Source organism: Pseudomonas sp. ACN5, assembly GCF_002303975.1.
Taxonomy (GTDB): Bacteria; Pseudomonadota; Gammaproteobacteria; order Pseudomonadales; family Pseudomonadaceae; genus Aquipseudomonas; species Aquipseudomonas laurylsulfatiphila.
The window spans coordinates 329080-341917 of the sequence record NZ_MRCP01000003.1 but is presented as its reverse complement, the minus strand read 5'-3'; the positions used below and the strand labels follow the sequence as shown (position 1 = coordinate 341917).

Here is a 12838-nt window from a genome sequence, read left to right as displayed (position 1 = left end):
AAAACCCACTACCTGAAGGAGTGTCGAACAAAAGTTAGAAATAGCTGAAATTTCTTTTATTTTGGCAGCCAGCATCAAGCTTTTACCTTTTGTAGTTGGAAAAAGACCAACCTTAACGATTATTCTCACAACGCAGCCGGGGGCCACAAGCCGCTCATCTGTAGTTTTACTACTCGTATATACATTAGACGGGCTGAAATGCCGGAAGATTTGTAGTAAAACTACACGCCGCCGGAACAACCTGTCGGCAATCCAAGAATTCATAACGTCTGCCCACAAGGCCAGTCGCTAACTCAGGCAACCGATTCTGGTAGCCTTTCCGCCCTGGAGCAAGCCATGCAAGACCTCGATCCCGTCGAAACCCAGGAATGGCTGGACGCCCTGGAATCGGTTCTCGACAAAGAAGGCGAAGACCGTGCTCACTATCTGATGACCCGTATGGGTGAACTGGCGACCCGCAGCGGTTCGCAGTTGCCTTACGCAATCACCACGCCTTACCGCAACACGATCCCCGTTACCCACGAAGCACGCATGCCTGGCGACCTGTTCATGGAACGCCGCATTCGCTCGCTGGTACGCTGGAACGCGATGGCCATGGTGATGCGTACGAACCTGAAAGATTCTGACCTCGGCGGTCACATCTCCAGCTTCGCTTCCAGTGCGACCCTTTATGACATCGGCTTCAACTACTTCTTCCAGGCCCCGACCGACGAACACGGCGGCGACCTGATCTACTTCCAGGGCCACACCTCGCCAGGCGTTTACGCCCGCGCATTCATGGAAGGCCGCATCACCGAAGACCAGATGAACAACTTCCGCCAGGAAGTCGACGGTCAGGGCCTGTCGTCCTACCCGCACCCTTGGCTGATGCCTGACTTCTGGCAGTTCCCGACCGTATCCATGGGTCTGGGCCCGATCCAGGCGATCTACCAGGCACGCTTCATGAAGTACCTGGAACACCGCGGCTTCATCCAGCCAGGCAAACAGAAGGTCTGGTGCTTCCTGGGCGACGGCGAGTGCGACGAACCGGAATCCCTGGGCGCGATCTCCCTGGCCGGCCGCGAGAAGCTGGACAACCTGATCTTCGTCATCAACTGCAACCTGCAGCGCCTCGACGGCCCGGTTCGCGGCAACGGCAAGATCATCCAGGAACTCGAAGGCGTGTTCCGCGGTGCTCAGTGGAACGTGACCAAAGTCATCTGGGGCCGTTTCTGGGACCCACTGCTGGCCAAGGACGTCGACGGCATCCTGCAACGCCGCATGGACGAAGTCATCGACGGCGAGTACCAGAACTACAAAGCCAAAGACGGCGCGTTCGTGCGTGAACACTTCTTCAACACGCCAGAACTCAAGGCGATGGTTGAAGACCTGTCCGACGACGAGATCTGGAAACTCAACCGTGGCGGCCACGACCCGTACAAGGTCTACGCGGCGTACCACGAAGCGGTCAACCACAAAGAACAACCGACCGTCATCCTGGCCAAGACCATCAAGGGTTATGGCACCGGTGCCGGCGAAGCGAAAAACACTGCGCACAACACCAAGAAAGTCGATGTCGACAGCCTGAAGTTGTTCCGCGATCGTTTCGACATCCCGGTCAAGGACGACGAGCTGGAAAACCTGCCGTTCTTCAAACCGGAAGAAGGCAGCGCCGAAGCCCGTTACCTGAGCGAGCGCCGTACCGCACTGGGCGGCTTCGTGCCTCAGCGTCGCGCCAAGAGCTTCAACATCCCGACTCCGCCACTGGACACCCTCAAGGCGATCCTTGACGGCTCGGGCGACCGTGAAATCTCCACCACCATGGCCTTCGTGCGGATCCTCGCGCAACTGGTCAAGGACAAGGAAATCGGCCCGCGCATCGTGCCGATCATCCCTGACGAAGCCCGTACCTTCGGTATGGAAGGCATGTTCCGTCAGTTGGGCATCTACTCCTCCGTCGGCCAGCTCTACGAGCCAGTCGATAAAGACCAGGTGATGTTCTACAAGGAAGACCAGAAGGGCCAGATTCTCGAAGAAGGCATCAACGAAGCGGGCGCCATGAGCTCCTTCATCGCTGCCGGTACTTCGTACTCCAGCCACAACCAGCCGATGCTGCCGTTCTACATCTTCTACTCGATGTTCGGTTTCCAGCGTATCGGCGACCTGGCCTGGGCCGCTGGCGACAGCCGCACCCGTGGCTTCCTGATCGGCGGCACCGCCGGCCGTACCACCCTGAACGGTGAAGGCCTGCAACACGAAGACGGTCACAGCCACCTGCTGGCTGCCACCATCCCGAACTGCCGCACCTACGATCCAACCTACGGCTACGAGCTGGCGGTGATCATTCAGGACGGCATGAAGAAGATGACCGAAGAGCAACAGGACGTCTTCTACTACATCACCGTGATGAACGAGTCGTACCAGCAGCCAGCCATGCCGGCCGGTGCCGAAGAAGGCATCAAGAAAGGCATGTACCTGCTCGAGGAAGACAACCGCGAAGCGGCGCACCACGTTCAGCTGATGGGCTCCGGCACCATCCTGCGTGAAGTCCGTGAAGCCGCGAAGATCCTGCGTGAAGAGTTCAACGTCGGCGCCGACGTGTGGAGCGTTACCAGCTTCAACGAACTGCGTCGCGACGGCCTGGCCGTTGAGCGCAGCAACCGTCTGCACCCTGGCCAGAAGCCTAAGCTGAGCTACGTCGAAGAGTGCCTGAACGGCCGTAAGGGTCCGGTCATCGCCTCTACCGACTACATGAAACTGTTCGCCGAGCAGATCCGTCAGTGGGTACCGTCCAAGGAATTCAAAGTCCTGGGCACCGACGGTTTCGGCCGCAGCGACAGCCGCAAGAAACTGCGTCATTTCTTCGAAGTCGACCGTCATTTCGTGGTGTTGGCAGCCCTGGAAGCACTGGCTGACCGTGGTGACATCGAACCTAAGGTTGTGGCCGAGGCCATCGCCAAGTTCGGTATCAACCCGGAAAAACGCAACCCACTGGACTGCTGAGGAGAGATTCTGTGAGCGAACTCATTCGCGTACCTGACATCGGCAGCGGTGAAGGTGAAGTAATTGAACTGTTTGTGAAGGTCGGCGACCGTATCGAAGCCGACCAGAGCATTCTGACACTTGAGTCGGACAAGGCGAGCATGGAAGTGCCTGCGCCGAAGGCCGGTATCATCAAGAGCCTGAAAGTGAAGCTGGGCGATCGCCTGAAAGAAGGCGACGAACTGCTGGAACTGGAAGTCGAAGGTGCCGCTGCGGCCCCTGCGGCTGCCGCTGCACCGGCGGCCAAGGCTGAAGCCAAGCCGGCTGCTGCTCCTGCAGCTGCCGCACCTGCTGCTGCGCCGGCTGCCGCCAGCGTTCAGCAAGTGCACGTGCCGGACATCGGTTCGTCGGGCAAGGCCCAGATCATCGAGATCCAGGTCAAGGTTGGCGACACCGTTGCGGCTGATCAATCGCTGATCACCCTGGAGTCCGACAAGGCGAGCATGGAAATCCCGTCGCCTGCCGCTGGCGTGGTCAAGGCCATCAGCGTCAAGCTCAACGACGAAGTCGGCACCGGCGACCTGATCCTGGATCTGGAAGTGGCAGGTGCTGCGGCACCGGCTGCCGCCCCGGCCCAGGCTGCCGCTCCAGTTGCTGCCGCTGCACCGGCACCTGCAGCAGCTCCGGCTGCACCGGTTGCCGACAGCGTCCAGGACATCCACGTTCCGGACATCGGTTCGGCGGGCAAGGCCAAGATCATCGAAGTCCTGGTCAAGGCCGGCGACACCGTTGTGGCCGACCAGTCGCTGATCACCCTGGAATCCGACAAGGCCAGCATGGAGATTCCATCGCCAGCCGCTGGCGTGGTGGAAAGCGTTTCCATCAAGCTCGATGACGAAGTCGGTACCGGCGACCTGATCCTCAAGCTGAAAGTCAAAGGCGCTGCTCCGGCTGCTGCGACCGCACCTGCCGCTGCTGCTCCGAGCGCTGCTGCTTCGGCTCAAGCCGCTGCTGCACCTGCCGCCGCACCTGCTGCCCCGGTTGCCGCTCCAGCCAAGCCGGGCGCGAAAGTTCACGCCGGCCCTGCCGTGCGTCAACTGGCCCGCGAGTTCGGCGTCGAGCTGAGCGCCGTCGGCGCCAGCGGTCCGCACGGCCGCATCCTGAAAGAAGACGTGCAGGTTTACGTCAAGGCCATGATGCAGAAGGCCAAGGAAGCACCGGCCGCTGCTGCCGGCGCAACCGGTGGCGCGGGCATCCCGCCGATTCCGGTCGTGGACTTCAGCCGCTTCGGTGAAATCGAAGAAGTGCCGATGACCCGCCTGATGCAGGTCGGTGCGGCCAACCTGCACCGCAGCTGGCTGAACGTGCCGCACGTGACGCAATTTGATTCGGCGGATATCACCGAACTCGAAGCGTTCCGTGTTGCCCAGAAAGCCGTTGCAGAGAAGGCCGGCGTCAAGCTGACCGTCCTGCCGTTGCTGCTCAAGTCCTGCGCGCACCTGCTCAAGGAACTGCCGGACTTCAACAGCTCGCTGGCGCCAAGCGGCAAAGCGATCATCCGCAAGAAGTACGTGAACATCGGCTTCGCCGTCGACACCCCGGATGGCCTGCTGGTACCGGTCATCAAGAACGTCGACCAGAAGAGCCTGCTGCAACTGGCTGCCGAAGCCGCTTCCCTGGCTGAAAAAGCCCGGACCAAGAAGCTTTCATCGGACGAGATGCAAGGCGCCTGCTTCACCATTTCCAGTCTCGGCCACATTGGCGGCACCGGCTTCACGCCGATCGTCAACGCGCCGGAAGTGGCGATCCTCGGTGTTTCCAAGGCCACCATCCAGCCAGTCTGGGACGGCAAAGCCTTCCAGCCGAAACTGATGCTGCCACTGTCGCTGTCCTACGATCACCGCGTGATCAACGGCGCCGCTGCTGCACGCTTCACCAAGCGTCTGAGCGACCTGCTGGGCGACATCCGCACCATGCTCCTGTAATACCGACCGGCCCTCCTTCACCGGAGGGCCGATCGCGTTCCACGTTTCCGAGCGCCACGCTCGTACCTCAACCCCGCCAATTTGGCGGGGCTTTTTTTGCCTGAAGTTCTTGTTTGAACACCTTCCTACATTTGTGGCCGATATCGCCCACAACTTGAATCCATTTCTGCCAGGTATTTATTCAGGCCAAATAATTAGTCTTGGCTTAACACCCAATAACATCCGAAACAACCAACTCCCTGATTAACTGGCAGCGAATGGACTCAAGTATGCTAAAACCAACTGTCGGCCCGATTATTGGCCACACAACAACTAATCACGCGCGTATTTTTGTACGCGGACAAGCGCAAAACAGTGCGCCCGTATTTGCCGGCATTCGTTATCGGCAGTCCGGGCATGAACAATGGCTTAACAGTATCTTTGCAAGGCTGACATACCTGCAGGACATGTCCGATGTCATTGTTCTCAATAACCTGGCCGCCGATACCGAGTACGAATACCAGGCCGGCTGGTTCAGCACCCAGAGTACCGAACACACAGCAGATTCGCTGCAGGAACTGCCGCTGCAATGGCCACCAGAGCTCTATCGCTTGCGCACCCGGTCTGGCGCCGCCGGTACGCCACAAGCCTATTTCGTCGGCTCATGTCGTTACCTGCGGATGACAGCTGGCATCCCGTCGGCACCACAACAGGGTGACCGGATATTTGCCTCGATGGCACAACTGGCAGAGCAAGCCGACCCACCGGTCAGCGCAGTACTGATGACTGGCGACCAGATCTATGCCGATGACTTGAATTTTTTTGCGCCTGACCGCGAATATCAGCAAATACTCGCAAAATACCATGCGGCTTTCTCCCAACCGCATATTTCCAGGTTAATGGCCAACGTATCGACTTACATGATCCTCGACGATCATGAAATTAAAGACAACTGGCCGGACAAGAAAAGTTCGACCGATGAGGTCTTATACAAAAACGCCATCACTGCATATGAGTTATATCAAGCTAGCCACAGCCCGGTATTTGAATTACTTGACGATGGCCGGATCAGCCGGATCCCGAATCACTACTGGTATCAGTTCGCCGATGGCGATATCGAATGGTTCGTCACCGATAGTCGCACCCGGCGCAACTTGTCCGCCGATGATCGACGCATGCTTGATCTCGAACAGGAACATGCCTTGTGCCAATGGCTGATCAACAGCCCGGCCCGGGTCAAGCTGGTGATTACCAGTGTGATGTTCTTTCCCGACGCCAAACACGATGGGAATGACGCCTGGGCCGGTTTTCCCGGGCAACGATTGCGGTTGCTGGAGTTCATTCGTTCACACCGGCTGAAGAATGTCATTTTCGTTTCCGGTGACATCCACGCCTCCTTGACCAGTCGACTGACCCACAGCGAAGACCCGGACTTCGAAGTGCACACCATCGTGTCGTCGCCATTGTGCAACACCAAACTGCTGCCCTATGCCAGTCAATCCAGCTTTATCCTCGACCGACCGCTGGCAGGGAACGCCGCTGGCGAATATCGGCAGGAATTGACCGGTAAAGTCATCAGCCAGGATAACTTCGCGCACCTGGTCATCGATGCAGAGCGCATTCAGGTGAATTACCACGATCGGGATGGCAAGTTGCTGCAATCGACAGACATCAATTTGCGCTGATGGCAAAAAATTGCAGCCTTCGAGACGCCCCCTCAAGGCTGCGACCTGATCAATAGCCGTACTTTTTTGGGAAACTGCAGAAATCTTCGCGCCTGCCGACATATTCTTATAGCACTTAGCCTTCATCTCTCTTGTCAGTCGGTGTCGCAATGATGCAACCTTGCCGCAGGCAACAGTAAAGAGGGCGTCAGCCCAGCGCGTTCAGCATATTCGAAGCGAGTTTCCCTCCATGAAAAGCCAACCCGATGCCGCCAGCCGTATGGTGGCCGAGGTAGTGACGCAGTTGCCTGTGCCCTCGCGGCTCGGCATGCTGCGTTTCGAACGGCTTAATGAACCCAGCTGGGCGCTCCTGTTTCTCGACCCCAATTGCGAACGCCAGTTCGGCCTGCCGGCCGTGGAGCTGTGTGCACTGGTGGGCTCGCCCTACGCCAGCCTGATGGAGCCGGAAGCGCGCTATCAACTTCATGATGCGGTCCAGCACCAGCTGACTCAAAGCACGCATTACCTGATCCGCTACACCCTGCACACGGCCTCCGGCTCCCTGAATCTGCTGGAACTGGGCGAAGCCTACAAACAACACAATCGCCACCTGTTGCGCGGCTACTTGCTGGTCATTGACGGCCTGTACGAGGATGACCCGCTGCAACCGGCCCTGGATCTGGAAACCCGGAACTCGCGCCTGCAAATCGCCCTGGAGCTCAATCAGCGCGCCCAGCAGGAGCAGCTGCTGCATCTGGACCGGGTGCGCGCCCAGCAGGACCTGATCCTGCTGCTTACCCGGCAGCGCTACAGCAGCAACAACTCCTTGCGCGAAGCCGCCGAGCTGATCACCCGCAGTGCCTGCGACATTTACCAAATCGACTGCGCCAGCCTGTGGAGCCTCGAAGGTTCAATGCTGGTGCCGATCTCGGCCTATCACCGCACGAATCAGGAATACCTGCTGCCGCAGCCGATCGACGTCAGCGTGTTCCCCGATTACCTCGACGCCCTGCACACCGGTCGCGCCATCGACGCCCATAACGCCATGCACGACCCGCGCACCCGGGAGATGGCCGAAAGCCTGCGCCCGCGCGACGTCAACGCAATGCTCGACGCCAGCATCCGTGTCGATGGCCAGGTGGTTGGCGTTTTGTGCCTGGAGCAAATCGGTGCCACCCGTGCCTGGCAGTCGGATGAAATCGCCTTCGCCGGCGAACTGGCGGACCAGTTCGCCCAAGTCATCAGCAACCACAACCGGCGAACCGCTACCAGCGCCCTGCACCTGTTCCAGCGTGCGGTCGAGCAAAGTGCCAACGCCTTTCTGCTGGTCAACTGCGACGGCGTGGTGGAGTACGTCAATCCGAGCTTCACCGCAATCACCCAGTACTCCACCGAAGAAGTGCACGGTCAGCGCCTGTCGGAACTTCCAGCCCTGGAAAACCTCAGCGAACTGCTGTTCGACGCGCCTTCGGCGCTGGCCAAGAGCAACAGTTGGCAGGGCGAATTCAAGAGCCGCCGGAAAAACCTCGAACCCTACTGGGGCCAGTTGTCGATCTCCAAGGTTTATGGCGACAATCGCGAGCTGACCCACTACATCGGCATCTACGAAGACATCACCCAGACCAAGCTCGCTCAGCAGCGTATCGAGCGCCTTGCCTACACCGACAACCTGACCAATCTCGGCAACCGCCCGGCGTTCATCCGCAACCTCGATGAACGCTTCGCCCGCGACAGCGACGCGCCGATCAGCCTGTTGCTGGTGGACATCGACAACTTCAAGCGGATCAACGACAGCCTCGGCCACCAGACTGGCGACAAATTGCTGATCAGCCTGGCCCGACGCCTGCGCAACAGCTTGATCCCGAGCGGCAGCCTGGCGCGATTCGCCAGTAACGAATTCGCCGTGTTGCTGGACAACAGCGACCTCACGATGGGTCAGCAGGTGGCCAATCAGTTGCTGGCGACCCTCGACAAACCGATGTTCGTCGACAACCAGTTGATCAGCGTCACCGGCTCCGTGGGCCTGGCCTGCGCGCCGCTGCACGGGCGCGACCCGCAAACCCTGATGCGCAACGCCGGGCTGGCGCTGCACAAGGCCAAGGCCAACGGCAAACATCAGGTGCAAGTGTTCACCGAAGCGCTGAACGCCGAGGCCAGCTACAAGCTGTTCGTCGAAAACAACCTGCGCCGCGCCCTGACACAGAACGAACTCGACGTGTTCTACCAGCCCAAGCTGTGCCTGCGCAGCGGCCGCTTGCTGGGCATGGAAGCATTGCTGCGCTGGGATCATCCGGAAAAGGGCATGATCCGCCCGGATCAGTTCATCAGCGTGGCCGAAGAAACCGGGCTGATCATTCCGATCGGCAAATGGATCGCCCGCCAGGCCTGCCGCATGAGCAAAGCGTTGACCGCCGCCGGCCTGGGTAACCTGCAAGTGGCGATCAACCTGTCGCCCAAGCAATTCTCCGATCCGGACCTGGTGGCCTCCATCGCCGCCATCCTCAAGGAAGAAGCCCTGCCCGCTCATTTGCTGGAGCTGGAGCTGACCGAAGGCCTGCTGCTGGAGGCCACCGAAGACACCCACTTGCAACTCGACCAGCTCAAGCGCCTGGGCCTGACCCTGGCCATGGACGACTTCGGCACCGGTTACTCGTCGCTCAGTTACTTGAAAAAATTCCCCATCGACATCATCAAGATCGATCGAAGCTTCATCCACGAAATTCCGGACAACCAGGACGACATGGAAATCACCTCCGCGGTGATCGCCATGGCCCACAACCTGAAAATCAAGGTCGTGGCTGAAGGCATCGAAACCGCCGAGCAGTTGTCGTTCCTGCGCCGTCACCGCTGCGACGTCGGCCAGGGCTACCTGTTCGACCGTCCGATCCCGGGCAATGAGCTGATCGAAAAGCTCAAACGCTACCCGCGTGGCCCAATCGCCTGACAGACACAAAACCTGTGGGAGCGAGCTTGCTCGCGATAGCGGTGGATCAGTCGACATTGATGCTGAAAGTTATGCCCTCATCGCGAGCAAGCTCGCTCCCACAAGGGTAGTGCGTATCTGGCCGGCATTGGGCACACTGACAGCCTGTTTATTTACAACTCAACCTGACTGAGAGGACTGATCATGGTTCTGCGCTCGGAAATTCTGGTGAACAAAAACGTGCTCCCTACTAAAGAACAAGCTCTGCCTGGCCGCGAAACCCCGATGAACTTGCCTGAGAAGCACTTTGTCTTCAAAGACACCCCTCTGCTGGGTCCATTCTTCGAGGACGTCGAGTTCGCGATCTTTGGCCTGGGCTGTTTCTGGGGTGCGGAACGCCGCTTCTGGCAGCGTGAAGGCGTGGTCAGCACCGTGGTGGGTTACGCCGGCGGCTTCACGCCAAACCCGACCTACGAAGAAGTCTGCTCGGGCCTGACCGGCCACGCCGAAGTGGTGCTGGTGGTGTATGACAAGGCCAAGGTCAGCTACCAGGAGCTACTGGCGATGTTCTGGGAACTGCACAACCCGACTCAGGGCATGCGTCAGGGCAACGACATCGGCACCCAGTACCGCTCGGTGATCTACGCCACCTCGCCGGAACAACTGGAGGCCGCGCTCAAGAGCAAAGAAGCGTACCAGGCTGAGCTGTCCAAGGCCGGCCTCGGTGAAATCAGCACCGAAATCGACCAGGCCCCGACCGTCTATTTTGCAGAGACGTATCACCAGCAGTACCTGGCCAAAAATCCGGAAGGCTACTGCGGCATCGGCGGTACAGGCGTGACCTGCCCTATATAAGCAGTGACAAGCTGCAAGCCTCAAGCTGCAAGCCCTGTGTTCGCAACTTCAACTTGCAGCTTGTAGCTTGAAACTTGCAGCTGCTACTCAGCAATCAACCAATCCATCCGCCACCCACCCTGGGTCTGTCCCAACTTCTCGGACAACCACGGCAGCAGCTCACGCAACTCCTCCTCCAGCCCCCACGGCGGATTGGCAATCGCCAACCCGGAGCCATTCAGACTGTTCGGCGTATCCAACGGATGCACCAGCAACTCCACCCGCAACAACTTCGGCGCACCGGTACCCGCCAGATCCTGGTAGAAACGACGCAGCGCACGCTGATCCTTCACCGGATACCAGATCGCCGCCACGGTCTGGCGCATCCGGCCAATCGCTTCCTTGAGCGACGCGGCACAACGCTGCATCTCGTCGAGCTTCTCGAACGGCGGATCGATCAACATCACCGCACGCTTCTCCGGCACCGGCAGCAAGGCCCGCGACACATGCCAGCCTTCGCCCAGGTGCACCTTGACCCGACGATCGCCGGCCATGTTGTCCTTGAGCAGCACGCCGTCTTCCGGGTGCTTCTCGTTGAGCAACACGCGGTCCTGCGGGCGAGTCAAACGTCGCGCCAGCTCTGGCGACCCCGGGTAATAGCGCAACTGGCCATCCGGGTTCATCTCGTGCAGCACCTGCATGTAATCGGCGGTCAGGATCGGCAGATCCGGCTGACCCCACAAACGCGCAATGCCTTCCAGGTACTCGCCGGTACGGCTGGCCTGGTCACCCTGAAGGTCATACAGACCGATGCCGGCATGGGTGTCGAGATAGGCAAACGGCTGCTCCTTGCGCGACATCAGGGCGATGAGGCGGGTCAAGGTCAGGTGTTTGAACACATCGGCGTGATTGCCGGCATGGAAGGCGTGACGATAATTCATGGTTGCTCCTGCGAAGGCCGGGGAGTTTACCTTTTACCGGCCGGCAAGTCAGGGGTTCGCGGCTGAGCGGACACTTCGAGCATTCATAGCGGCAACAAGCACGCACCATCACTCGATAAATTCAGAAACGCCTCACAACAGGAAGACTCCCGAACCTGCAAACCGGTGTGATAGCGTTCTTTGTCGAAAAAAGCAAAGGACGCACAAATGACCATTCGCTACGCAAAGATTGCAATGACCCTGGCGCTCGCCGCATTCGCCTTCATGACCGTGTTCAACAACATCACCGACTACGGTTCCAACTTCAACTTCGTCCGGCATGTGCTGAGCATGGATACCACCTTCCCTGACAACGCCGCCCGGTATCGCGCAATTGATCTGCCTTGGGTGTGGCATGGGGCTTACTGGCTGATCATCCTTGGCGAGGCCATTACCTGTGGACTTCTTGGCTACGGCGCACTACAACTCTGGCGCTCACGGTCAGCCGGTGGGCATGAGTTCAGACAGGCCAGGAAGTGGGCCGTAGCGGGTTTGACGACCGGGTTTTTCGTGTGGTTTTTCGGCTTCATGGTTGTTGGCGGTGAGTGGTTTCTGATGTGGCAATCCGATATTTGGAATGGTCAGGACGCAGCCTTCAGGTTCTACATGGCAATACTGGGCGTGCTGATCTTTCTGAATCAGCCCGATACCGATCTTGACTGATCCCCAATAAAAAACGGCCCGCAACCATCGGATGCGTGCCGTCTTCTTCAATCAGCAAGCTAATGCCTCGCTGAAAGCCTCATTTGTTCAACATTAAATCCTTTTCCGCCGCGGCGAATCGCTGCAGCGTGCCCGCAGACCGTGCGCCCAATTTACTGACGATACAGATCGTCAGGCTGGCGAAGATGAAGCCCAGGATCTTTTGATCTTGTGACGACGCCTATGCCGCCGCTGTAGGCCCCGCCCGCAACCGCCGCCCAACCACATCCAGCACATCACAGCCATCGCGCAATGGAATAGCGCAGAGCAAGGCGAAATCGCTGAGGATGAACGACTCGCACTCGATCGAACCGCGCATGGACAGGTTCTCAAGCACTTGGGTAACTGCGCGGATTCTGTAGTTGGCAGCGTCGGTGAGGATGTCGAGTGGCGCCTGGGTGTCGACGAACAGGGTGGGCATGTCGTTGCAGTTGCTGGTCAATGCCATGAAGCGGTTGTCGGGATGGGGAGTTGGTTTTTCGTAGGGCCGGTCGGGATGTATTGATTTCATTTTTAATGCTCTAAGGAAGAAATGGATCTGCCATTAGCCTTCCTACGGGCTAGGGTGGCAGCTATGCACGGGGTAGGAATATCGAGACCTGAGAGCAAAACTCGACCACACCGAAGCGTGCCCGCGCATAGCCGCCGCAACTGATCTTACGGCCGCATGCAAGCGGCCGCAAACCAGGCATTGACGCCAACGTAGCTCTAACGGTCTTGAGAGGTTCCTACACCCCACCACTGAACAGTCAGTGACCGCCAAAGACTATCGATGGAACTCACATCGCACCACTTCATGAAAACCGCTAC

8 protein-coding genes are annotated in these 12838 nt (G+C 58.9%); 6 read left to right on the top strand and 2 right to left on the bottom strand.

Annotated elements, in window-relative coordinates; genetic code table 11:
* Positions 1–336 precede the first annotated feature (336 nt).
* From aceE to msrA, 5 genes are all read left to right on the top strand, one after another.
* On the top strand, positions 337–2982 hold the full coding sequence (gene aceE, locus BSF40_RS07630) for a pyruvate dehydrogenase (acetyl-transferring), homodimeric type (protein ID WP_015093183.1): 2646 nt from the start codon (positions 337–339) through the stop codon (positions 2980–2982).
* Positions 2983–2993: 11 nt separating this feature from the next.
* Positions 2994–4946, top strand: a complete 1953-nt coding sequence (aceF, locus tag BSF40_RS07625) for a dihydrolipoyllysine-residue acetyltransferase (protein WP_095964661.1) — start codon at positions 2994–2996, stop codon at positions 4944–4946.
* Positions 4947–5215: 269 nt separating this feature from the next.
* Positions 5216–6610 (top strand): alkaline phosphatase D family protein, encoded by a 1395-nt coding sequence (locus BSF40_RS07620; protein WP_095964660.1) that lies wholly within the window; start codon positions 5216–5218, stop codon positions 6608–6610.
* Positions 6611–6839: 229 nt separating this feature from the next.
* Positions 6840–9533 carry a bifunctional diguanylate cyclase/phosphodiesterase gene (locus BSF40_RS07615; RefSeq protein ID WP_095964659.1) on the top strand — a complete coding sequence of 898 codons (2694 nt, stop codon included), beginning with the start codon at positions 6840–6842 and terminating at the stop codon, positions 9531–9533.
* 183 nt (positions 9534–9716) lie between these two features.
* On the top strand, positions 9717–10367 hold the full coding sequence (gene msrA / locus BSF40_RS07610) for a peptide-methionine (S)-S-oxide reductase MsrA (protein ID WP_095964658.1): 651 nt from the start codon (positions 9717–9719) through the stop codon (positions 10365–10367).
* Positions 10368–10450: 83 nt separating this feature from the next.
* Here msrA and BSF40_RS07605 read toward each other — a convergent pair whose 3' ends face one another.
* The gene (locus tag BSF40_RS07605; protein ID WP_095964657.1) at positions 10451–11287 is read right to left on the bottom strand and encodes a 23S rRNA (adenine(2030)-N(6))-methyltransferase RlmJ; all 837 of its coding nucleotides are present in this window, start codon (positions 11285–11287) and stop codon (positions 10451–10453) included.
* A 207-nt stretch (positions 11288–11494) separates the two neighbouring features.
* On the opposite strand from BSF40_RS07605, the gene BSF40_RS07600 reads away from it, so the two are divergent.
* Entirely contained in the window at positions 11495–11989 is a 495-nt protein-coding gene (locus BSF40_RS07600; protein WP_007971825.1) for a DUF2165 family protein, read from the top strand.
* A 220-nt stretch (positions 11990–12209) separates the two neighbouring features.
* On the opposite strand, the gene BSF40_RS07595 is transcribed toward BSF40_RS07600, so the two are convergent.
* Positions 12210–12539, bottom strand: a complete 330-nt coding sequence (locus BSF40_RS07595) for a hypothetical protein (protein WP_095964656.1) — start codon at positions 12537–12539, stop codon at positions 12210–12212.
* Positions 12540–12838: the final 299 nt, after the last annotated feature.

Bases quoted from the DNA above. Each gene is read 5' to 3' on its own strand.
- BSF40_RS07595 (WP_095964656.1), bottom strand. From the start codon at position 12,539: ATGAAATCAATACATCCCGACCGGCCCTACGAAAAACCAACTCCCCAT.
- BSF40_RS07605 (WP_095964657.1), bottom strand. From the start codon at position 11,287: ATGAATTATCGTCACGCCTTCCATGCCGGCAATCACGCCGATGTGTTC.
- msrA (WP_095964658.1), top strand. From the start codon at position 9,717: ATGGTTCTGCGCTCGGAAATTCTGGTGAACAAAAACGTGCTCCCTACT.
- BSF40_RS07620 (WP_095964660.1), top strand. From the start codon at position 5,216: ATGCTAAAACCAACTGTCGGCCCGATTATTGGCCACACAACAACTAAT.
- BSF40_RS07600 (WP_007971825.1), top strand. From the start codon at position 11,495: ATGACCATTCGCTACGCAAAGATTGCAATGACCCTGGCGCTCGCCGCA.
- BSF40_RS07615 (WP_095964659.1), top strand. From the start codon at position 6,840: ATGAAAAGCCAACCCGATGCCGCCAGCCGTATGGTGGCCGAGGTAGTG.
- aceE (WP_015093183.1), top strand. From the start codon at position 337: ATGCAAGACCTCGATCCCGTCGAAACCCAGGAATGGCTGGACGCCCTG.